The 22379-nt window shown below is 44.9% G+C and carries 23 protein-coding genes; 3 read left to right on the top strand and 20 right to left on the bottom strand.

All coding sequences use genetic code 11. The annotated features are described in order from the left end of the window. Nucleotides 1–100: 100 nt before the first annotated feature. From cphA to J5W02_RS01695, 9 genes are all read right to left on the bottom strand, one after another. The gene (cphA, locus tag J5W02_RS01735) at nucleotides 101–2707 is read right to left on the bottom strand and encodes a cyanophycin synthetase (RefSeq protein ID WP_219963928.1); all 2607 of its coding nucleotides are present in this window, start codon (nucleotides 2705–2707) and stop codon (nucleotides 101–103) included. Continuing rightward, a complete protein-coding gene (locus J5W02_RS01730) occupies nucleotides 2697–3512 on the bottom strand; it encodes a cyanophycinase (RefSeq protein WP_219963927.1) in 816 nt (271 codons plus the stop codon). The genes cphA and J5W02_RS01730 overlap by 11 nt, the downstream gene beginning before the upstream one ends. Before the next feature lie 4 nt (nucleotides 3513–3516). Further along, a complete protein-coding gene (gene iadA / locus J5W02_RS01725; protein ID WP_219963926.1) occupies nucleotides 3517–4641 on the bottom strand; it encodes a beta-aspartyl-peptidase in 1125 nt (374 codons plus the stop codon). 266 nt (nucleotides 4642–4907) lie between these two features. Next, nucleotides 4908–5561 (bottom strand): aspartate/glutamate racemase family protein, encoded by a 654-nt coding sequence (locus tag J5W02_RS01720; RefSeq protein ID WP_219963925.1) that lies wholly within the window; start codon nucleotides 5559–5561, stop codon nucleotides 4908–4910. Nucleotides 5562–5609: 48 nt separating this feature from the next. Continuing rightward, entirely contained in the window at nucleotides 5610–6209 is a 600-nt protein-coding gene (locus tag J5W02_RS01715) for a class II aldolase/adducin family protein (protein WP_219963924.1), read from the bottom strand. Next, nucleotides 6202–7479 carry a 3-oxo-tetronate kinase gene (gene otnK, locus J5W02_RS01710; protein ID WP_330659645.1) on the bottom strand — a complete coding sequence of 426 codons (1278 nt, stop codon included), beginning with the start codon at nucleotides 7477–7479 and terminating at the stop codon, nucleotides 6202–6204. The genes J5W02_RS01715 and otnK overlap by 8 nt, the downstream gene beginning before the upstream one ends. 123 nt (nucleotides 7480–7602) lie before the next feature. Next, nucleotides 7603–8904, bottom strand: coding sequence for a CitMHS family transporter (locus J5W02_RS01705; RefSeq protein ID WP_219963922.1), 1302 nt, complete (start codon nucleotides 8902–8904; stop codon nucleotides 7603–7605). Between the two features lie 102 nt (nucleotides 8905–9006). After that, on the bottom strand, nucleotides 9007–9822 hold the full coding sequence (locus J5W02_RS01700) for a sugar phosphate isomerase/epimerase family protein (protein ID WP_219963921.1): 816 nt from the start codon (nucleotides 9820–9822) through the stop codon (nucleotides 9007–9009). A gap of 95 nt (nucleotides 9823–9917) precedes the next feature. After that, nucleotides 9918–10961, bottom strand: a complete 1044-nt coding sequence (locus J5W02_RS01695) for an isocitrate/isopropylmalate dehydrogenase family protein (RefSeq protein WP_219963920.1) — start codon at nucleotides 10959–10961, stop codon at nucleotides 9918–9920. Between the two features lie 173 nt (nucleotides 10962–11134). Here J5W02_RS01695 and J5W02_RS01690 point away from each other — a divergent pair, with 173 nt between their 5' ends. Then, nucleotides 11135–12019, top strand: a complete 885-nt coding sequence (locus J5W02_RS01690) for a LysR family transcriptional regulator (protein WP_219963919.1) — start codon at nucleotides 11135–11137, stop codon at nucleotides 12017–12019. 81 nt (nucleotides 12020–12100) lie between these two features. Here the strand turns inward: J5W02_RS01690 and J5W02_RS01685 are convergent, their stop codons facing one another. From J5W02_RS01685 to J5W02_RS01655, 7 genes are all read right to left on the bottom strand, one after another. Beyond that, nucleotides 12101–12886, bottom strand: coding sequence for a hypothetical protein (locus J5W02_RS01685; RefSeq protein ID WP_219963918.1), 786 nt, complete (start codon nucleotides 12884–12886; stop codon nucleotides 12101–12103). 262 nt (nucleotides 12887–13148) lie between these two features. Beyond that, entirely contained in the window at nucleotides 13149–13622 is a 474-nt protein-coding gene (locus tag J5W02_RS01680; RefSeq protein WP_219963917.1) for a nucleoside-triphosphatase, read from the bottom strand. Beyond that, a complete protein-coding gene (locus J5W02_RS01675; protein WP_219963916.1) occupies nucleotides 13558–14196 on the bottom strand; it encodes a nucleotidyltransferase family protein in 639 nt (212 codons plus the stop codon). The genes J5W02_RS01680 and J5W02_RS01675 overlap by 65 nt, the downstream gene beginning before the upstream one ends. Then, nucleotides 14184–14831, bottom strand: a complete 648-nt coding sequence (locus tag J5W02_RS01670; protein ID WP_219963915.1) for a hypothetical protein — start codon at nucleotides 14829–14831, stop codon at nucleotides 14184–14186. The genes J5W02_RS01675 and J5W02_RS01670 overlap by 13 nt, the downstream gene beginning before the upstream one ends. A gap of 59 nt (nucleotides 14832–14890) precedes the next feature. Then, nucleotides 14891–15364, bottom strand: a complete 474-nt coding sequence (locus J5W02_RS01665; protein ID WP_219964419.1) for a (2Fe-2S)-binding protein — start codon at nucleotides 15362–15364, stop codon at nucleotides 14891–14893. Nucleotides 15365–15367: 3 nt separating this feature from the next. After that, entirely contained in the window at nucleotides 15368–16201 is an 834-nt protein-coding gene (locus tag J5W02_RS01660; protein ID WP_219963914.1) for an FAD binding domain-containing protein, read from the bottom strand. Then, the gene (locus J5W02_RS01655) at nucleotides 16198–18531 is read right to left on the bottom strand and encodes a xanthine dehydrogenase family protein molybdopterin-binding subunit (protein ID WP_219963913.1); all 2334 of its coding nucleotides are present in this window, start codon (nucleotides 18529–18531) and stop codon (nucleotides 16198–16200) included. The genes J5W02_RS01660 and J5W02_RS01655 overlap by 4 nt, the downstream gene beginning before the upstream one ends. Before the next feature lie 77 nt (nucleotides 18532–18608). Here J5W02_RS01655 and J5W02_RS01650 point away from each other — a divergent pair, with 77 nt between their 5' ends. Further along, nucleotides 18609–19568, top strand: a complete 960-nt coding sequence (locus J5W02_RS01650; protein ID WP_255575506.1) for a YIEGIA domain-containing protein — start codon at nucleotides 18609–18611, stop codon at nucleotides 19566–19568. Further along, nucleotides 19561–19755 carry a capping complex subunit for YIEGIA gene (locus tag J5W02_RS01645; RefSeq protein WP_219963912.1) on the top strand — a complete coding sequence of 65 codons (195 nt, stop codon included), beginning with the start codon at nucleotides 19561–19563 and terminating at the stop codon, nucleotides 19753–19755. The genes J5W02_RS01650 and J5W02_RS01645 overlap by 8 nt, the downstream gene beginning before the upstream one ends. Nucleotides 19756–19846: 91 nt before the next feature. Here J5W02_RS01645 and J5W02_RS01640 read toward each other — a convergent pair whose 3' ends face one another. From J5W02_RS01640 to J5W02_RS01625, 4 genes are all read right to left on the bottom strand, one after another. Beyond that, nucleotides 19847–20596 carry a GNAT family N-acetyltransferase gene (locus J5W02_RS01640; RefSeq protein WP_219963911.1) on the bottom strand — a complete coding sequence of 250 codons (750 nt, stop codon included), beginning with the start codon at nucleotides 20594–20596 and terminating at the stop codon, nucleotides 19847–19849. Nucleotides 20597–20857: 261 nt separating this feature from the next. After that, nucleotides 20858–21538, bottom strand: coding sequence for a DUF2461 domain-containing protein (locus J5W02_RS01635; RefSeq protein WP_219963910.1), 681 nt, complete (start codon nucleotides 21536–21538; stop codon nucleotides 20858–20860). A 125-nt stretch (nucleotides 21539–21663) separates the two neighbouring features. After that, a complete protein-coding gene (locus tag J5W02_RS01630) occupies nucleotides 21664–22074 on the bottom strand; it encodes a peptide deformylase (RefSeq protein WP_219963909.1) in 411 nt (136 codons plus the stop codon). 73 nt (nucleotides 22075–22147) lie between these two features. Beyond that, the gene (locus tag J5W02_RS01625; RefSeq protein ID WP_219963908.1) at nucleotides 22148–22369 is read right to left on the bottom strand and encodes a YdbC family protein; all 222 of its coding nucleotides are present in this window, start codon (nucleotides 22367–22369) and stop codon (nucleotides 22148–22150) included. Between the last annotated feature and the right edge of the window lie 10 nt (nucleotides 22370–22379).

The raw sequence follows: 22379 nt of genomic DNA, 5'->3' as shown, positions 1-22379 counted from the left end.
CCTGTTTTACGGTTTTAGAATTACTTTTGTACAATCGGTTGTACCGGTTTGTCGGCAGTTCGAATCGCATGGCATAGATGTTTTCAAACGCGTAGTCTGATTAAAAAATTTTTCGGGCACCTATGCTCTCCAGATAATCCTTTATTCTTGCGTATTTTTCATAGAACACAACAATGAAGTCACCTGGTACTGCATTTGCCATTGCGCTTTTTAGTGCGTTTAGTTCGTTTTCGATGACGGATAAATCCGCTGAGGGAAATCCGGTTTCTTCGATTGCTCTGCGGAAAACATCAGCCACTTCTCCGGGAACACGCCCACGAAGATCTTCGTCTTCTTTGATGATGATACGACTGAAGACCTCGGCACATTGCTTTCCAACTTCGCGCATGGCGTCGTCCGGCCGGTCGCCCGGCATGCCGATTACCCCGGTCAGGCGGCCGGATGCAAGTGCACGGCACGTTTTCAGCACCTGCTGGTATCCGGCAGGGTTGTGACCATAGTCCATCATAACGCGAACACCGTTCCGCTCAAAAATTTCGAAGCGGCCGGTATTGTTTTCAAAGGTTTTAAAACCCTCAGCAATTGTTTCCGGCGGAATTTTCAACGCGTAAAGCGCTGCTGCGGCGGCAAGGCAGTTTTCGATGTTGCATTCGATTTTTCCCTGCATCGTAATTGGGATTTCCGAAACGGAAACGATGGTTTGCAGCCGCCCGTTTTCTTCAGCCGCAAGAATGCCGTCCCGCACAAATACAACGGTCTGACCAGGCTTTAAAAATCGCTCTGCGGCATTTTTGTCTTTACAGAAAAAGATAACCCTGTGTTTCACGCGTTCAAGGACAAAAGGCGTCAGTTCATTCTCTGCGTTCAGTACAGCAGCTCCAGATTCCTTGACTGCTTCCACAACGAGTGATTTGACAAACGCCAAATCTTCCGGTGTATTAACACCGTCCAGCCCAAGATGGTCGCTGGTGATGTTAGTGATAACACCGACGTCTGCAAGATCATAGCCCAGTCCCTCGCGCACGATTCCGCCGCGCGCGGTTTCCAGTACCGCCGCGTCAATTGACTTGTTAGAGAGCAATGCCCGGGCGCTTCTGGGACCGGAGTTGTCGCCTCGGCAGATGCATCGGTCATTCACATAAGTGCCGCATGTGCTGGTCATTCCCACAGATTTTCCCGCAGCTGAAAGCACATGGGAAATCAGGCGCACAACTGTGGTTTTTCCGTTGGTTCCTGTTACCGAAACAATGGGGAAATGAGCGGCGCTGTCATCCGGAAATAGCAGGCGGACGATATCTTCGGCGACATTTCGGGGCGTACCTTTGCTTGGGTAGAGGTGCATACGAATGCCCGGTGCGGTGTTGACCTCTACAACCGCTCCTCCAGTGTCATAAACCGACTTCGAGATATCCTCTGTTACGATGTCAATTCCTGCAATGTCAATGCCGATTGCGTTTGCCGCCCGTACTGCGATATCGGCATTGTCGGGATGAATCATGTCGGTGCAGTCAACGGCGGTGCCGCCCGTACTCAGGTTTGCGTTTCCGCGCAGCTTCACAACCTCACCTGCAGCGGGAACGCTTTCTCGTGTCATATTATTCAATTTAAGCAATTTATCCGCAACGGCATCCAGCCGGATTTTGGTAAGCGCTTTTTCATGCTGCTCCCCGCGGCGCGGATCTTGGTTAATTATTTTTACCAGTTCTTCTACGGTGTGTTCGCCGTCGCCGATCACAAGCGCGGGCAAACGTTCAGCAACGGCGCAAACTTTGCCGCCCACTACCAATACGCGGTAGTCCCGTCCCGAAATGTACTGCTCCACAATGATTCCGTTGCTGTACTTAGAAGCATCCTTAAAGGCGGTTATAATCTCATTTTTGTTTTTTAAGTTGAGGTGTACTCCCTTGCCTTGATTCGCGTCGAACGGCTTAATGACAACCGGTAATCCAATTTGTTTAGAAACCATTTGAGCCGAAATTTCAGAAAACACCACTTTGCCGTAGGGAACGGGAATCTGATGCTCGCTAAGCAGGAATTTTGTGAACTGTTTGTTGGAGGAAATGTCCGCCGAGATACAGGAAGTTGCATCTGTCAGCGTCGCCTCAATCAGCCGGCTGAATTTTCCGTATCCAAGACGGACAAGGCTGTCGTTCCCGATGCAGGTAACAGGAATGTTCCGCTTTTTAGTCTCGTTTACGATTGCCGTTGTGCTTGGCCCAAGCTCCGCTTCGCTCGAGGCGCGTTTTAAATATTCGATAAATTCATCAATCTCTATTTCTTTGCCTTCCAGAAGATGGTTCAAAATAAAGACAGACGCTTTTCCACACTCAAGCCCGCACACTTCATTTTCATATTCATACACAAGGTAATAAACGGATGGCTCTTTGATGGTTCTTGTCTTTCCGTAATGAAGATCATAACCGACCATTGCCTGCATTTCAAGTACAACATGCTCCAGAACATGAGCCATGTAGGTTCCTTCTTCAAGCCGTTCGAGAAATCCGCCTTCATGCCCTAATCCGCAGACGTTTGTCCGAAGCCCGGGGAACAAGGCGAGCAGCTTTTCGTTGAAGCCCGGTATCTGGCTGGTAGGAATTTCGCCGTATTTTCCAATGTCCACAATCATCTTCATAATAGGCCGGTGACTGTAAATATTTCTTCCGCTGTAGATGGTAAAATCATTGATATGAATTTTGTCAGTTCTCATCTTTCAGTCGTAAAACCTTTCTGTTATTCAGGTCAAAACCATAGCCCTGGGGCAGTACATGCACGGTGACACCAAAAATAGCAAGAATTTCATCTTGGTTCAGCTCTGAAACGTTTGAACTCTGAATCGACTTCCCGTCAATGACGGTGACGGCGTTGGAACCGATTACCTCAAAATGCATATCGGGGTAGAGTTTAATGGAGGTGTCTTCGTCGATGCCAATTCCGAAAACACGCGGGTTTTCCGCTACTCCGCACAGCAGCCGCCCGAAGCGGCCGCGCTGGTCAAAGTGCTGATCGATAATCATACTGTTCACGAGTCCAAGTCCCGGTGCCATTTTCAGCGTGCATTTTTTAGCAGGCTCGTTGTCCAGACCCTGCACAATCATTGTGGAACTCATTACAGAAGCGCCTGCACTGGTGCCCATGACGATACCGCCGGAATAATAAATTTCTTCGAGTATGCTGCTTGCCAATGTACCGCCAAGAATGCTCGTAATGCGCAGCTGATCGCCGCCCGTCATAAAAACACAGCGGGAGGAACGCAGTACCGCACAGTACTTCTCATCGTCTGCATTGTCACGGGTGTTGATGTTAAGGACGTGGATGTTTGTAATACCGAGGCGATTGAAGACCTTAAGGTATTTTTCTCCCGCCTCCTCCGGTTTTTCCGTCGCCGTTGTCAGGATGGTGAGCTGCTCATCGTCTTTCAGCATCTGCCGCGCTTGTTTTAAGATGATGCTGTTTCCCGTCTTATCCTCAGCTCCGCCGATAATAATCAGGAAGCCCTTCACAATATCCTCCATTGCACTACTCCTCGGTCTTGTTATTTATTTCTTTCATACCGTTCTGCAGGACTAACTTTCCCCTGCTGAACAGCATCCGAATATGGAATTCTTCGTCCAGGATCACAATATCCGCATCGCTGCCCTCTTGAAGGGTACCCTTTTGGGGGTAAAGTTTTAAAAGCTTGGCGACATTCTCCGTTGCTAGCCGAAATGCGTCCGTCGGACTTATTCCGGAACGGATGCACGCGACAAGGTCGTCGAAGAGCGCTTGATTTTTTGCCACGCCGCCGCTCGGAATACTGCCGCCCGCGTCTGAACTCACGGTCACACGCGAAAGATTAATTCCCTCTTTCTGCAGCCTATGAATGGCATCGGGTACTGCGATACCTGCGGATTCCCCAGCCGTAAGGTCGATGTATCCGCCCGCGCTGCAGTAGCCCATCGCTTCCTTAAAAACAAATGGGTTCCGGTTTGTGTGGGTGGGAACAAGAGCTTCTTTTGGCAGGTCGGATTGATCCAATATTTTTTTGAGCGGTGTAAGTCCGTCTTTGCCATCTCCAATGTGAAAATGCACGACACCGGCTTTTTTGCCTAACATTCCGCCAAGATATGTGTTCGATGCGAGGCGGAGAAGCTCCGGTAGGGTTGGGCAGGATGAGCGATAATCAGAAACGGCGATTTCTCCCGCTCCGATCACCATGTCGATAAGTACAAGATCCCGCGTGATGTTTCCGGTAAAGGTAACAGGAGGCACCGTGTAGCTGCCCGAATACAGATAGGCCGTTACATTCTGCGCCTCCAGCGACTTTGCTTTCGCATAAAGACTCTCCAGCGTTCTTGTTGTACCGTCGGCACCCAGCAGCCCCACAATCGTGGTGACGCCGGAACTTCGAATATCGCTGACATCCAGCTCTTTGGCTCGGCTTTCAAATCCCTGCTCTCCTCCACCCCCAAGAATATGAACATGCTGGTCGATGATTCCGGGAAACGCAAATAATCCGCTGCAATCGAGCTGTGTCTCGATGAGCGGGTTATCGGAGAACTTGTCCGCCGGGACAAGCGCTTCAATTTTATCACAGGCAATCAGAAGGTCTTTTTTTCCAAGTGGCTCCGGGCTATAACATTCTATATTCTTCAATAAAATCATTTTATCAGTCCAATTTATAAATTGCTTCTATTATGTCTACGATATACTGAAATATTCAACGGTTGCAAGGATGTTTAACTGAACCATCATTGGCTAAATTAAGAATTGGAATATTGAATAAATAGAAATCATACATTTACAATTGTTTAAAAATCTCTTGATTATGTTTATTAAATTAGATTCGAGTTCTATAACGTCCACCATAATAACAAAAGGGCAAAAGCAGTTATGCTTTTGCCCTTTTGTTATAAAAAACATTTGCCACGTCAAACTATGAACACATGGTTTAGCGCATTGACTGCACTGGAAGGACTGGTAAACACAGGCTTCGGGCAATGCTCTAACAGCACCTTAGCCGGAGCCATGGACAGCTGAGCCAAAACGATTAAATCATAATCTCTTGCCAACGCCATGGCTTTTCTGGCAATACATTGGTCATGTTCTTCTTTATTGCCGTGTTTTATAGCCAAGGCAGCATCTTCAAGGAAGAAAACATCCATATTATTCTCTATATCCAATTCTTTGCAATAATAACGGTACATTTCCGCAGATGATTGAACCGAAGCCGGGAATGTGCAAAGAATAGCTGTTTTTTTATTGGCTTCAGCCGCTTCTCTGAGCATTGCACCATCAGCACTTATAACCGGTACGGAAAACAATTGTTGTAACCGCTCTATGTATGGCGTAAAGACAGTACAGGTAAGCAGAATTCCATCTGCACCGTCTTCCACCGCCTTGGTCATCAGAGCAACCATTCTATTGAAACTATGATCCGTAATTCCCCCTTCCTTTTGCACAAGTTCCTGCAAGCCTTCATCCAGATAATTCTTTACACCGTACTTCCCCGTTTGCTCGGAAAAAATCTGCATGAGGGGATATATTGCATTCAGAGTAACGCTGATGACCCCGATTCTTTTCATTTAGATCTCCTTTCCATCAATGAGCCAATCCGTATTTTGATTTCCTTTTCAGAGTGTCCCGATACTTTCATTTCGAAGCAGCCATGCAATCCGGGCGCTTTCTTCCAGCTCTTCTAAAGCATAAAACGCGGAAAGTAAATCCTTATCGCCAACGACAGGGCCATGATTTCGCAGAAGATACCCTCTTCTGTCATTTAAATTCTTTGCGAAAACATCAAATAGCTCCTGTGAGCCTGGAGGCGCATACGGAATCAATCCAACCGGCCCAAGCTTCATTTCAAGATATGGGGTATATTGGGGGATTGCCGAACCTTCCTTTTCTTCGCAGTAACAGGACCATAAAGTGGAATAGAAACTGTGGGTATGAAGGACTGCTCCAATGTCTTTGTTTTTTTGATAGAATAACAGGTGCAGCGGATATTCCTTGCTGGGCTTGACCCCTCCAAGATGATTTCCTTGAAGATCCATAATTGCGAATTCTTCTTTTTTCAATCTTCCAAAACAGGTACCCGTACCGCTTACATAGATATATTCACCTGCCCGGAAGCTCAGATTTGCGGTAGACCCTGTGGCTTTATTCCGGTTGAATAGTGTATGAGCAATCCACAGCGCATCGCTGACTGCAAGTTCACATTCTTCTTTATTCATCTTGAGTTACTCCAGTCATTAAAAGAGTCCTTTCAAAAAAATCTTCCTGTCCGAAATTTCCGGATTTCAGCACAATGCGCTTATCCGGCGCGGACAGCGGAGTCATTACGGGAACACCGGGAGCGATGCTCTCCCCAATACGGTATGCATTGTAACCAAGAGCTTTTGTGACCGCTCCGGAGGTTTCTCCTCCTGCCACAATCATCCTGCCAAAGCCTCCCCGCACGGCACGCTTCGCAAGCTCTGCCATCGTTCTTTCCAGTACATCCGCCTCCGCTTCATTGGCTCCTTCGGAGCTGTCCCGTTCCCCATAACTTCCGGAACTATAAACAAGTACCTCGTTCCTCCCTGACCGAAGGATTTCTTCCCATACGGCCGCTGCGGTCTGCTCTCCTGATAAAAGCTTTGAGGGACTCAGCATAATTCCATATCCCCCGCCGGAAAGGAAATGCTGAACCTGCGCTTGTGTTGCCACAGAGCAACTTCCGGCCATCATCAAGGCCTTGCCCCCTATATGGTCATCCGCAGACGATCCAGACGAAAAACCTCCGCTGATTTTTTTACCCAGTTCTTCCATCAGCCCTGAACCACCGGTAAGAAGTTTGAGGCTTCCGAAAAGCTCCACAATCCGTTTTGCATCTTCATCCGTTTGATATTCGGGAATCAGATAAAACCGTTCATGCATTTCTTGCAGCCGGTCGATTTCCTGGAATATGGTATTCCGATCGCCCTTCATGAAAGCTTCGTCAAAAACGACACATGGATACTCGCTTTGCCCTCGCATCAGGTTTGGAAGATAGCTGTCCCACATGGGGGTAAGAGGGTGATGACGCATGTGTGTCTCATTCAGCGGAATTTGATCCACAAGCAAATGTCCCGACTGTACCGTTCGTTTGTTGACCGGAAGAGAGGGGCAGAGCAACGTATAGGAGACGTCCAGCATCTGAAGAAACGCGTCACATATGGGTCCTATGTTCCCTTTGGGCGTCGAGTCAAATGTTGAACAATACTTCACATAAAATTGCATCGTGTTCTTAGAAATCAGCCACTGCAAAGCATGAAGCGATTCTTCAACCGCTTTTTTGGTTTCCTCCGTCCGTGTTTTAAGGGCAATGACTACCGCGTCCGTCCCTTCCGGTATCATCGTGTCATCAGCGGGCACCCCGCTAAAAAGCAGCGTATTTGCGCCGCCCTTTACAAGGAAAGACGCGGCGTCGCTGGCACCGGTAAAATCGTCGGCTATACAGCCGAATCGAATGTTTTGTTCCACTTTTTGTTCCTCCGGTATTTCAAATTTAAAAAAGAGCCTGCAAATGAGCTGCTGCCCATAAGCAGGCCTCTTACACATATGTAGATTTTGAGAGACAAAAGCAAACATATGGCACAGATTAGATTATGCGAGAATCAGGTTGCCTGAAAAGATTCCGCAGACAAGATAGATCACAAACAGGCCGCAGAACCACAGAAATGTGTATTTCTGATATTTATCCAAATTGATATCCGTAAGCTCAATTAACAAATAGATGGCCGCGACCAATGGGCTCAGCTGATGGAATGCTTGACCAATCATGGACGCAAACGCAATCTGCAGTTCCGTAAAGCCGTACGCTATTGCTGTGTGGGACAGGACGGGCATAACGCCGTAATAAAAAGCGTCATTGCTCAAAGCAACCGTTCCCGGCGCACTGATAAAGGCGATCACAAGGCCGAAGTATTTTGACATGGACGCAGGCATCAGGCTGACAAGGCTCTTCCCAATTGCGTCGGACATGCCGGTACCGTTCAGAACACCCATCAGAACACCGGCGCCAACCACCATGATGACCACATTCATTATTTCAGAAGCGTTCTGGTTGATGACACTTCTCTGCTCTTTAATATTTGGAAAATTGATTGTCAGCGCGATCATAGTGCCCACCGCAAAACACATGGTTGCAGGAATCATGCCAAGCAGCAGTACGGCAACCACCACTAACGTGACAATAAGGTTGACCCAGAACAGCTTTGGGCGTTTTAAAGCCAACTCTTCGGGGGATACCTCAACCTTTAGTTCGCTGATATCGATGCCGAGGTTGCTGATACCAAGTCTTTTTCTTTCCTTAACACCCAGATAATAGGCCACTCCAAGGCTATAGAGGATACCAAGCGCCATTGCGGGCGCCATCATTGCCGTCAGCTGACCTGCGTCAACGTTCAGAACCGAGACCACTCTCGCCATAGGGCCTCCCCAGGGGAGCAGGTTCAGAATCGTATTCTGCATAATGATGACACATGCCAGATACAGCTTATTCATTTTCAATTTATTGAAAATAGGTACCATTGCCGTACAGGTAACCAGAAAAGTTGTGGAACCGTCTCCTCCGCAGGAAACAATCGCCGCCATCAGAGAGGCTCCAACCATAATCTTGACCGGGTCGCCCTTTACCATGGACAGGATTTTGTCCATCATTGGGTCGAACAGTCCAACTGCCACCATAATGCTGAAATACAAGACCGCGAACAGAATCATGGAAAAAGTGGATGCCACGCCTTTGACTCCGTCCAGTGCAAATTTAAAGGTTTCCATACCAAATCCGCCGATAAGTCCGAATATAGTCGGTACAACAACGATCGTAACCAGCGGGCTGACTTTTTTTGAGGAAATAACAACCAGGAATACGATTACCGTTAGATAACCCAATAATGCCAATGTCATGGTCCTACACTCCCTACTTTAATATTTTTCGGCAATAGATTCACTCTTTTTGCCGACCGCCCGAATGGGGATACACTTTTCAACACATAAGAAATCAAAAAATCAAATGATATAATTAAGAATATAACTAACTGACTTGTAAGCCAGTTCTGCAGCGGTAAAACTGTCCGGCCTTTGGGATATCTCCATAGATAGATAGCGGTCATAGCCCGTGCTTTTCAGTACCGCTAAAGCGTCTGAAATAGAAATATTGCCCGTTCCGGGGGGATTACGGCCGCTGTCAGAACAATGGACAAATCCAATCTTTCCTTTTGCATTCAGAATTCCCGCGCCTACCGACACTTCAGCTAAATTCCCCTGAAAAGTATCATACAGGATTCCTGTATTGGGAATATGACTGTATTCAATCCAAGAAACCGTTTCCGCCGTTGTGTTTAAGCTGTTGAGATTGCTTTTGTTCTGTGGTTCCATCAGTATTTGGACACCTTTCTTTTCTGCAAAGGCGGCAATCTTCATGACCGCTTCAGACAGCACCTGCATGGCCTCTTTTTCCCTGCTGGTCCAGAGTTGGCCGCGATACTTGCCTATACAGACCGGCGCTCCCCAGATGGATGCAAAATTTACGATTTCCATCGCTCGGGTAAGCGCCCGTTCACGAACCCTTTTATCAGGGTTCAGCAATGTTAAACCATCTTCAAAGGCCGCTGGGCCACATCCCAGGGCGGCTACTTTCAAACCGCTCTGGTCAATCATCCTGCAAATTGAAGATTTGTCCATCTCTTCGGGGTCTCTGACAATCAACTCCAACGCGCAGTACCCAATGGCTTTTATATTTGCTATGTTTTGTTTGAAGTCCCCGCAAAATGACATCATGGATTTTGACACTTCCGGAGTCGCAATAGGATATGCCAGCTTCATAATTTTTCACCCCACGGTTTTCCTGTCCTGCAGCGGATTGTTCTGATTCCGCTGCATTCTCCCAACTGTCCGTTCTTTTTGAAATAGGGTCTCGATTATTTTACTCTCTGAATTTCTTTTGCAACAGCGTCGGCAAACTGCATTGTGGAAGCGTTTCCGCCAAGGTCCGCCGTAAGAATTTGTCTGCCGGTGAGTACAGCCCTGGTGCAGTCTTCCACAAGCTTTGCGCTTTTCTCTTCCCCAATGTGGCGAAGCATTAATGCAGCGGAAAGAATCAGAGAGGTCGGATTAGCGATTCCCTTTCCGGCAATGTCGGGCGCGGAACCGTGCGCGGCTTCAAACACAGCCCCGTTCAGTCCAATATTCGCTCCCGCTCCCAGTCCCAGACTTCCCGTTAAACCGGCACACAAGTCGGAAAGAATATCTCCATACTGGTTTGTTGTAACAATCACATCAAACATACTCGGTTTCTTTAACAGATAAACAGTGGTTGCATCCACGAAATAATCGTCGGATTCAATATCGGGATATTCTTTTGCCACATCCTGAAAACATTCCAGGAAGAATCCGTCCGTAATGCTGATTGCGTTGGCTTTATGAATACAAGTAACTTTTTTGCGGTTGTTTTTTCTGGCAAACTCAAAGCTGAATCTTGCAAGGCGCTCGGTGGCTTCCCGGGTGACTAAATTGGTACATTCCGCGGCTACGTTGCCTATTCTGTGTTCAATTGCGCTGTATACGCCTTCCGTCAATTCACGCATAACAACAAGATCCATCTTATCGTGCGTTCCGGAAATTCCGGGAACCCCCCTTGACGGTCTCATGCATACGAATAGATTGAGTTCCCTTCGGATAGCGTTGTTAAAAGAAGGATAGATATGTTCCGAGCCGTCGTCATGAATGCACGTCACACGGCCGAGCTTTTTTTCAACACTGATCGGCCCTTTCAATGCGATTTTGACGTCGCGAAGCATAGCGATAGACTCCTGTGGAACAGGATGACCATATACCTCAATGGCTTCTTCCGCGATCGGAATATTAAACCACTCGATATCCAGGCCGCAGGCATCGACGACATATTGTGCCGCTTGAACAATTTCAGGCCCGATCCCATTTCCTTTCAATACACCAATTTTCATGATTGTACCTCCAATTCATAATAGGTTAACTGTATTATTTCATATATTTTTTAAACTGTGAAATGCAATTGATGTATAGAACGCTATAAGTTATTTGCATATTAAACAATTGAAGCAAATAAAAGTTGCTGATATAATGTAAAATATACAAAGAGCTAGAAAGGGGAATTTTTATGAATCAGAACGACTGTCTGATAATCGATACTCTTTATAGCAACAAAAGTATTAACACTACCGCTGAAAAACTGTATTTGACACAACCGGCACTGACAAGAAGAATTCAAAAGATTGAGGAAGAATTCGACACCACCATCGTGAAGCGGAGCTCAAAAGGGATCACTTTTACTTCCGAAGGCAAGCTGATTGCACAGCACGCGAAAAAGATGCTCGATGACTACGCGGCGATCCAAGCAAAATTAAACCGCATGAAAAACGATGTGTTTGGCACAGTGCGCATCGGAATTTCCAACTCATTGGCCTGCTATATGCTGCCAGACCTTCTTTACAGTTACAAAAAAATACATCCGCTTGTAGATTTTGAAGTGGTCACCGGTTACAGCAGTGAAGTAGTAAGGCTGGTTTACAACCGGGATGTACAAATCGGATTTGTGCGCGGCGATCACATGGCCAGCCTGAACAAACATTTAATCGGAATCGATCAGGCTTATATCGTCAGCAAGACTCCCGTAACTTTATCAGAAATTCCCAAAATCCCCAGAATTGATTTTTACGCGGATATCCCCGCTCAAACCATGATAGAAAACTGGTGGTATGAACATTTTGCGGAAACTCCTTATATTGCCATGAGACTGAAATCAGGTCAAACCTGTATCGAAATGATTAAGCGCGGCCTGGGCTACGGGATCTTTTTAACGGATAATTTCTTCAAGGATATTCAGGATAACATATCATATCAGCCACTTTATTATAAAAACGGGAATCCGGTTACAAGAAATAATTGGATGATTCACCGTGATGAGTCGGACGATGAAAATCATGTGCGTTCCTTCCGGCTTTTTTGCCTGGACTATTTTGAGGGTCCGGGTATGTTCGGATAATTATCGTTGCCGGCTGACAGGCCGGAAAATAAACAAAACGCCGCTTGGGACTAAACCCAAGCGGCGTTGTTAAATACAGATTTAGATGTGCGAAATCGTCACCTTGCATTGTCTGACCGGATTTTCATTTGGTATTGTCGTGTAAATTCCTGCCGACTTGCCCGCTGTTCCGACAGCGGTAATTTTATAAAAATAATCATCACCCGATTTTTTGATCAGTTCAAAACGAAAAAGCCCTTTTGTTCCCACTGTAAAAATCGGCATAACCCCATTGGCAGAAGTCATTTTAAAAATATAACTTGCTCCTTTTTTAAGACCGAAATCCTTGGTCGTGTCACATTTTATTTTTATATTTTTAGACGTATTGATAACTTGATTTGTAATGATAACAGTAAACTGCTTAACAGCCTTTGTTCCTGCTGCTGCAGTATAAAGGCCGGCTGATTGCCCTGCTTTTCCGATTGCCGTGATTTTGTAGTAGAAATTACTGCCGTTCTTCTTTAAATATTCTACTTTCAATATCTTGTTGTCACCAACCGTAACAATTGGCTTAGTAGCTTTTCCACCCTTGGTCGCACAGGTGATTTTCAGAGTATAGGAACTTGCCGGTTTCATAAAGAGATTGTCCGTGGTGTCGGATTTGATGACTACATCATTGGCATTCGAGCTTTTCACTGTGAAAGTTTCTTTTGCGGTTAAGCCATCTTTCGATGTGAGCGTAACGGTTGTACTTCCTGCCTTTAACCCCACGTATTTGTACTGATACTTTTGCGGCGTGGCGGTTCCGATTTGTTTGTCAAATTCAACTTTCAGCTTTGTTGTATCGCCTATCTTTACTGTCGGCGGTTCCGCCGCGGTGGAAAGCACCTGAAAATAATCCTGTTGATTGACATCAATGGTATGAGTTCCGGTGGGGTAGAAGCTCAAAAACTTTATACTCGTCGCGAAAGCAGAAGTGATTCCGAAGACACAGGTTATCAACATGCATACCAAAATCAGAGAGGTTACTTTTAGACTTTTTTTCATACAACAATCCTCCTAACATATTTCATATGTGTATAAACATTGATCCAAGTTAAGCAACTAGAGCCAATTATTCAAGACTTGTGCATGGATTTTGTGGTAATGGCTAAAGAGCAATGATACGGTCAGCATGAATATGAAATAGATTTAACACGTCTTCCAAGCAAGTGGAGCGAACCACAAGAAACATATCCTTTTTATGGTCGAGCATTGCCAATACAATGTAATAAAACCCGCTTTTCATCAGTTCCACCGGGCCAATTTCATCAAGATACACCGGATTTGTATTATTGTTAATGATATCTGCTGCGATTTTATTTGCAAAGGCAATTCCATTTTTTGTGAAATGGTAATTTTTGTAGCGAAAAGCTTCTGACGGGTTTAAAATCTCGAACCCATTGGAATAAGACAATATTTTCTTTTCGCCGGTCGATAAGCGCATGATTTTCTGCCCGGCCGCTCTGCCGGGGATAGAAAATTTTGGCAGAGCGAATCCGTCGCCCTGCCGATTTATTTTATAATGATTGATTAATACTGTTGTTTTTCCGCTGTTGATATCGCCTGTTATCACTGTCATCATGATTTCTGACCCTCAAAAACGTTTCCAGCTTTCTAAAATCCTCCGGGCTATCCAGATCCATAAGAATCCCCGCATCCTTGACCGGTATTTCTTTGTATGGGTGACTTTTTATAAAATGCTCCAGGGTAAGAAACGAACCCCTTAATAACTCCTTGCGGGCGAAATTGCTTATCATAACCGGATGGCCGGTTTTTCCGAGGTAACTCGGAAGACAAATATCTCCGCTGAAGGCGGTTAAATCACGAAATGTTTTTGAGTGCACAGCCGGGCAGTCCCCCGGCATAACAACATACCGTTTGGCCTCGGAATACGCTAACCCGGCAAGAACCGAAGAAAACATCCCCTCAGAATAATTCGGATTAAAAACCAGGCTTACCTTCTGATATTTTTTTTCTAAATACCGTAACTTTTCAAATTGAAAACCAGTAACGATCAGAATTTTATTGCAGGTGTCATACATGTTTTGAATCGGATGTTCAATGACCGGAAGTCCCGACAGAAATTGCGTCATTTTAAATTCACCCATTCTGGATGAGTACCCGGCGGCTAAAATAATTCCAATTACATTTTCCATTGTACGAATAAAGCAATCGCCGGCAGCAAATAGGATAAAACCGAAAGCAAAACGGAGAATTGCATGGACGGCCTTACTGTTTGTTGTCCCTTTCCTTTTCTATTTATCACCTGAACGCAGCATGCGGAAATGACGACTAACAAAATTCCGTTTACCATGCCGTGCAAACCATAGTCCAAATAAGCAGAGATACCGGCCGCTGCGGGAATAGCTGTAAAAAGCAGCGGTACAATGGAAATATAAATAATATAAAATAACTGGTAGAGAAGGCTGGAAGCAAACGGAATAACAAAGAAGTATTTGGGGGCTGATGTGCGCGAATTCATTACCTTAATCAAAAGAAATACCGCGGCCCCCTCCAATAAAATTGATACGGTGGGGTTTATGACCTTATCAATTCGTATCGGAAGCAATAAATCAATTAACTTGATGGCAGCTGCAATTACCGACGTCCATAAAATAGAAGTAATATAATGTGTTTTTTGATAGGAGAGAAACATAAACAAATATGCCAGTGGAAACCAGAAAAGCCATCCGATATTGACTGGAAGAAGATGCAGGACATGTCCCAGAGTTGCTTCCTCAATCCCCCATAAGGAGCCCCAGAATAAAACGATCTCGATTTGTTTTTTCATGATTCATTCACTTCCCTCATTTTGAGTTTGTATAAGCTATGAATGTTAAGAAAAAAATATTACTTTATTTTCCCGGCTAAAACGGAGCGAATGGCAGTTCCGATCTCCTCGTAGCTTGTACATCGGCAGATATTGCTTTGCAGCCATTCATCAATTACAATGTCTTCCGGATTCGGGTGAATATTTGCCAGCGCGTAGCAGACCATTAAAAACCCGGAAGTACAATAACCGCATTGAAATGCAAATTGCTCAATAAAGGCTTTTTGAATGGGTGCATCTTTAAGGCCTTCTACCGTAGTTATCTTCTTCCCCACCGCTTCGGCTGTCAGCATCAGGCAGGATTTGACCGGCCACCCGTCGACCAGCACAGTGCACGCCCCGCAGTCGCCGTTTTGGCAGCCGGGCTTTGCGCCGGTCAAGCCAAGTTGATCCCGGAGGGTATCTAAGAGAATATCGGACGGGCGAATCAGCAGTTCATGATCGTCATTATTTACATTGATTGTAACAAGACTTTTCCCCTGCAGACAAAACATCATTCAAACCTCCTTCATCGTATCCAATACATTGAGAATGGTGTTTTTTAATACGAATTTACGGTATTCGCAGGATCCGTTAAGATCATCCAGAATTTTATCGGACAGCAGGTTTACCACTTCCATAGCCCGAACCGAGTTATCATTTGTATCATTCAAAATATTTTCTACCCGTACGCTGCGAAAGGGGTAAGGCATCAGTCCGCTGAATGCGATACGCAGTTGGCCGCCGGTTTTAATTCCTGCTACGGTCATAAGCGGATAATCTATTTTTTCGTTTCTTGTTTTTTTTATGTGAAAATACGGGGAACTAATCATTCCCTTTTTTGTGCTCACTCGAACAGCAAACGATCCCTTAGGGAGATTTAGCCTTTTCTCGAAAATTTGGCTGATTGGGAAATCACGGACTCCGTCTATTCCCGCAACAGTGATTTTGCTGTCAACCAACAACAAAGGGAGTACTGTTTCACGATAAATCAGGGTGGAAGCCAGGTTCCCGCCCAAAGTGATTTTGCATTGCATCGTGTGGTCAGCAATTCTTCCGGCGGTTTTCTCTAAAAGAGGAAATTGCTTTGATTCACATATATCTGATAATGTCAGAGCAGAACCCAGAACGAGCTGATTGTCCTGGTCATAGCCCAAAATTTTGCACTCCGGAATTTCTTTTATATCAATTACTGAACCAAAATGCAGGTTTCCCAAACGGGCCATACTGATTAGCTCACTGCCGCCTCCGTAATAGACCGGATTTTTCCCGGCGGTATCCAACAGTGTGAATGCCTCGGTTGCTTCCCGTATGGAAGCTGGTTTATAGTAATCAAATTCAAATGGTATCATAGGATACCTCCGGTTTTCATGTGCCAGATCGTTTCAGGTACCAACGGAAGCTCATCCAGTTCTGCATGCACAGCGACGGAAAGGGCATTGCCCAAAGCCGCAGGAATTCCGATAATTCCGTGTTCCGCAATGCCGCGCGCATGATAAGGTGCGTCAATCTGGGGGGTTTCAACGAAAGAGACAAGGTACTTAGGGGTTTCTCCAAAATGCATCACTTTATAAGTCCTTAGACTGGTGTCCTGAACTCTTGCTTCCTCGTCATAAGAAAAAGACTCGCGGCTGCCTAGTCCAAGCCCCATGCACATGCCGCCTTTGACTAACCCTTCCGCCATTTTCGGATTCAGCACCCTGCCCGCGTCAATTACGGTTGCTGCTTTTACAAACCGGTACGTATATTCTTTTTCATCGTATTCAATTTCCACTGCCTGAGCCCCAACAGTCCAGAAGGGGCCGGATTTTCCTTTTCCGGTTTCCTGATCAAGCACATTAAGGTCGCTCATAATAAAACTTCCGCGCCCTAAAATCTGACCTTCCACCGAGTTGCCATTTGGGTATTTGTAGCCGTGTACAAGTTCTTTCAGCGGTAGAAAAAGCGACGGGTCATGCCGAACGTAGACCTTTTCGTATGCCACTTCAAGGTCTTCCGGAGGACAGCGGAGCACAACGGCAGCAAGACTGGACAGTTGGCGGATCACGTCTTCTGCCGCACGCAGAACCGCCCGTCCAACCATGTAGGTCGTCATGCTGGCAACCGTTTTCCAGTGTTCAGGACTGTATTTTGTATTCACATCCATATTGACGTGAATACGGTTAATATCCATTTTTAATTTTTCCGATAGAATCTGTGCCGCGGTCGTTTTCATGCTGGGGCCGCATTCCACACATCCGCAGTTCAGATTAATGCTGCCGTCTGTGTTGAATGTTAAGAATACACCGGAAACCGCATCGGTAGGAGAGTTGGAGGTTTTCCAGAAGCAGGCCATGCCTTTCGCCCGTATTTTATTTTCCCCGACTTCAACGCGGGTTCCTTCCGACCAGTTAATAATTTCTTGTAATTTAGAAATGCAGGAATTAAGATCACCGAAATTGCTGGAGGTAATTTCAACTTGTGTAGGAGAAGTGCAGCCCGGCCGAAGCGCGTTTTTGTACCTCAGTTCCGCGGGGTCCATGTTTAGCTTCTGTGCAAGCTTATCCATCATACGCTCGATGCAGAACGCGCTGGAGGCGTGTGAAAATCCCCGGTATGAAGTCACATAAGGGTGGTTGGTATACACGCAGAATGCGTCACAGTATACATTGTCAATTTTATAAGGGCCGGTGCAGTCTACTATAATGGCCTTAATCAATGTTGGGCCAATGTCTGAATAGGCGCCTGTGTCAAGCAAATATTCCATCTGTACTGCCTGCAGCATCCCATCCCTCGTGGCGCCGAGTTTGAATTTGGCTTCCAGTCCCATTCGACACGGAGAGGAAACCATATCGTTTTCCCGTGAATTCGTAAGGCGGACGGCTCTTCCGCCTACCGAAGCGGAGGCAATATAAGCAAGAATTTCAAGCTGTACTGGGGCTTTCCCGCCAAAGCCTCCCCCCACAAACGGAACCTCTACAATTACTTTGCTCTGGTCAATTTGGAAAACTTTACTGATGATTTTCTTAACGTTAAAAGGGGACTGCGATGCGGTTTTAATGTAAACGGTACCGCTTGCGTCAATTCTTGCCTGGGCGGAACGTGTTTCCATCGCAATGTGATCGGACTGCGGCAAATGAAATTCTGCTTCTACAATGCAGTCACATTGTGTAAAGCCCCTTTCTACATCGCCCTTTCGGATCTTTTTCTGATCGCAAATATTTGTATTATACTTTGGATAAATATCCTTTTGCGCTATTTCATAAAGAATCATTTGTTCATGTACCAGCGGCGCGTTTGCGGCCACTGCCTGCGACGGGGAACCGATTACCGGAAGCGGCTCATAGAAAACATGTATCATTGCGACAGCTTTCGCGGCGGTAAAAGCGCTGTCGGCCACTACAAGCGCAACCGGTTCGCCGTAATACCGCACTATTCCCTTTGCCAGGGGAGGGTGGTCTTCTATCAGCTGTCCAAACAGAATCGGATAGTCTTCTCCGGTCAAAATGGCTTTTACACCCGGCAGGGACGCAGCGGAGGATACATCAATCTTTTGTATTTTTGCATGCGCATAAGTGCTGGTAACTATTTGAGCGGTTAAAGTATCATTCGAGATAAAATCATCCGTATATTTTGCCTGCCCGGTCACTTTTTCCCAGGCTTCTTTCCGAATGACCGTTTGTCCAACCCCAATCGAACCCAATTCTTCATCCCTCCAAATTGCGATAAACTTATCTTACCTTGGAAGCTGAAAATTATTCCATTTATCCCCAAGTTTAATTGGATAAAAAAGGCAAACAATATGGTCATGGGGGTGTAATATTGGAAACATTAAAATTGATGAACAGTTTGGATATTTATATGATTTCAACCGGGATTATTATAGGAACGATTGCACGGCTTGTTACGCTCAAAGTGGATTTTAGACAGGTACCATCGTATCCCACTGCCTTTTTTAACAATATATTTCTCGGATTTGTTGCCGCCACGCTCGGTTCGGTAGCCATTCCGGCGCTTTTGGCTGGAGATTTTGTTGCGGTGACTTTTCTGACAGTTGCGGTGCAGCAATTTCGCGATGTTCGGGTGGCAGAACGGGAAAGCCTGGGAAAATTGGAGCATACGGAATACACGCAACGGGGAGAGGCGTATATAGACGGAATCGCCAAAACGTTTGAATCGAGAAATTATATCTCGCTAATTACTTCGCTGGCAACGGTACTTGTTATGGAAGCATTGCGGAATGCAAACATCGTCGTTTCAATCCTTTGCGGAGCAGTCGCAGGAATTGTTGTGATGGTTCTTATTTATCGTTTTACAAAAGGAAAAACGGTCGGTGAAATTTGTGAGGTTAATTTGGGTCAAATTGAAGTCAGAGGTTCTGAATTATATGTCGACGGCATGTATGTTACAAATTACCTTGGGACAGACCGCAGCAGAGAGCTTTTTTTAAGCAAAGGAATTGCGGTTGTAATCACCCCAGACGACCCCAAAAGCAGAGTTACTTTGGAGAATTACGGCCAGCGTCAGGCAATTCTGTTTGAGGCGATTCGCATATTAGGGGTGAGAAGATATAAGTTCCTTCGAAAAAACTTTGAAACCGGAAAAATAATCATCTCGTTTATTCCGATTAATTATGATGCGGAGAAAGTAATAAAAGCAATTAAGCATACCCCGATTTTGGAAAACAGCAGAAAGATCGACCGAATCATGAAAAACAGCGGAGGTTCTCATAATGGGTAAATCGAGTGAAATACTGGTTTATGTTACTGCAGACGAAAAGCGGGTTTTAGGCGGGGATCCCCTTACCTTGTATATACAGGAGATTGACATACAAAAAAAAATTACGGTTGAGCTTGCCCGTGCCCTTCGGGCAAATGTGGTCCAATTAAGTACAGGGGATTATATTTTAATCAGTCAGGAAAAATAGAAATTGTGTTCCAAGTCTGAAATAAAAATTAATTAAGCCTGCTATTGTGATAGCAGGCTTAATTAAAAAACAGTGAGAAACTGGTTGTTTTTTATTTTTTCAGTATTCTCATTAAGTATGCGACATCTAACAAATTCACTGTCTCAAAATTTCCTTTATAAAACACACCCCAATTATTAAAAACACAAGGCAATTCCTTTGCTTTTTGCAGCGTATCCACTTGAATGAAAGATACAGGAACGTCATTCATTTCACAATACTGTTTTATCATCTCAATATTTTGATAGACATAGGGGCATTGCATATCATAGTAAATTGTTAGCTCCTTGCTTTCAATCTCTTGACTTTTAGCATTTTGCGCGAACTTTGGTGTTGTTCCGTCAAAAGAAAGTGCAAGCAATTCATATCCATTATCAGTCGTATCAACAACCTCGAAGCCAAACTTCTTCGCAAATGATTGGTCAGAAAGCCAAGACTTCTGTTTTTTTGCTCCGAGCATACAAATGCCGGATTTGCCCTTTTCTTTAGCATCAGCCAAACAATACTCCATCAGCGATTTCCCATATCCTTTTCCTTTGTAAATACCAGAAACCCATAGGCAATAGACATAATAATAGTTTTCACCAACTATGGGAACCCAAGCTGTTTCAAGAGGAGCATATTCAATAAAAACCGTAGCCTTTTCATTTAACTTTCTAAAGACATGGCCTTCCTTTAGTCGCTCCGAAAGCCATTGCCGCTTTGCTTCAATCCCTGGATGGGGCTTTTTGCTGCGGATAATGCAGCATAAATGCTCATTGACAAGGTTTTCTGCTGTTAAGTTTACAAAATCAGTATTCATGTGTACCTCACTTCAAATCTAAACTTCTGTTTTAAATCCAATTAAATTAGTCAGACTCCCATCGGATGAACAGATTATAATTTTCAACTATCATATTTTTTCTTATTATACTTTCATTTTTCGTCTAATACAATTACAAATCACAAAAACCACCGGATTTTCGATATCCGGTGGCTAAATTTGCAGGATTGTATCCTTTAAGAATATACAACAAGCTGCTTGAAGGGCAGGGAAGACGACACTTTGCGCTCAGAATATGCTTTATCTCTTTGGCATAACAAAGTCAATAAGTGCATTGTTTAAAAAAGTGTTAAATGGCTGCATGCGTATCAATATATCTGCCGCAAAGTTAATGAAGGAATCCTTTTGAAGTTGATCGTCTGAAACAGGATATTCCAAATACCAAGACTTATTTTTTAAATATTCTGCCTGCGGGTGCGCCGGGTCGTAACCGCGAGGAACGTTTTTCAAACATTCACCCTTCACACTGAATGTCTCTGAAAAAGATTTTTCATCGATGATCGTCTGCCATTCAACGCCATGCGCGGCAATATAATCCCGAACCATGTTTGTGGCGTCTTTAAACATGTCGGCAAACAATCCACCTCCTAAAAATGAACGATTACCCGGCTGAATTTTTATATAGTAGCCAACCGGAATCGGCAGCTTTCCTTTTGAGGAAATGTGAGCTCTGAAGTTCGGATTATACGGTGACTTGTCATGGCTGAAGCGTGTATCACGCACTAACTTGAAAGTTAAATCATGAGGGTCGTTATAGAGTACACTGGAATCTGTTTTACCAATTTCCAAAATAAGCTGCCGCAACAAATCAATAAACTCTGTATTTGCTTCTTGATATTGCGTTTTATGTCCATGGTACCATTCTCTCTCGTTATGTAGTTCCAAATCTGATAAGTACGATAAGATAGCAGTTGTATTCATACAATTACCCCGTTTATATATAATCTGGTGGTGTTTGCAACGAATGTTATAAACAAACTGAGAAGTTCAGCGCGTCCTCTAAACTGCATGATTTTGGTTTGAGCCATTTCGCTTGTCAATCAACTTTAGATCAGGACCCCATTGCAGTGATCGACCTCATGTTGAATGATCTGCGCAGGGAAGCCAGTAAAGGTTTTCTTCTGTTTCTCAAAATTTCGATCGAGGAACTCCACCTCAATGGACCGGTAGCGAGTGGTCTTTCGTACGCCGTCCAGCGACAGACAGCCTTCCTCAGTTTCATACGGGTCAGCATGTTTTATGATAATTGGGTTAATCATAGGGATGTTCATCGTCCCTACACTGAACGCAATAATGCACTTACTGACACCAATCATATTCGCCGCCATACCGACACACCGATGCGCATTCGCTTTCAGCGTGTCCAGAAGATCCTCTACCACAGGCATATCAACCTTAGTTGCCGGCACAGATTTTCTTCCTAAAATAAAGGTATCTTTACAAATTTCTCTAATCATACCGTTCTCCGTATTCTGTTCTAATGACCGCCTGTCCCTTTGCGTATGAAATCACGCAAAGGAACGAAAGCACTTACAAATCTATATTATTCAAAATATCACGCAGTTTCTTGATTTCTTCGCCAGTCAATGTAACCCCTTTGCCAAGCTTTTCGTGTCCTTCCGACCAATCGCGGATGTCGTATTTTGCATCGCGCTCGTTCCAACAGACCAGGTTTAGCTCTTTCTTCCAGCCTTTTGCATTTTCCGATAAAACGCCGAGTTCCTTACTGATTTCATATTTTATATCCGACATTTCTATTTCT

It is taken from the genome of Caproiciproducens faecalis (assembly GCF_019448085.1).
Taxonomy (GTDB): Bacteria; Bacillota; Clostridia; order Oscillospirales; family Acutalibacteraceae; genus Caproiciproducens; species Caproiciproducens faecalis.
This window is presented reverse-complemented; position numbering and strand designations above follow the sequence as displayed.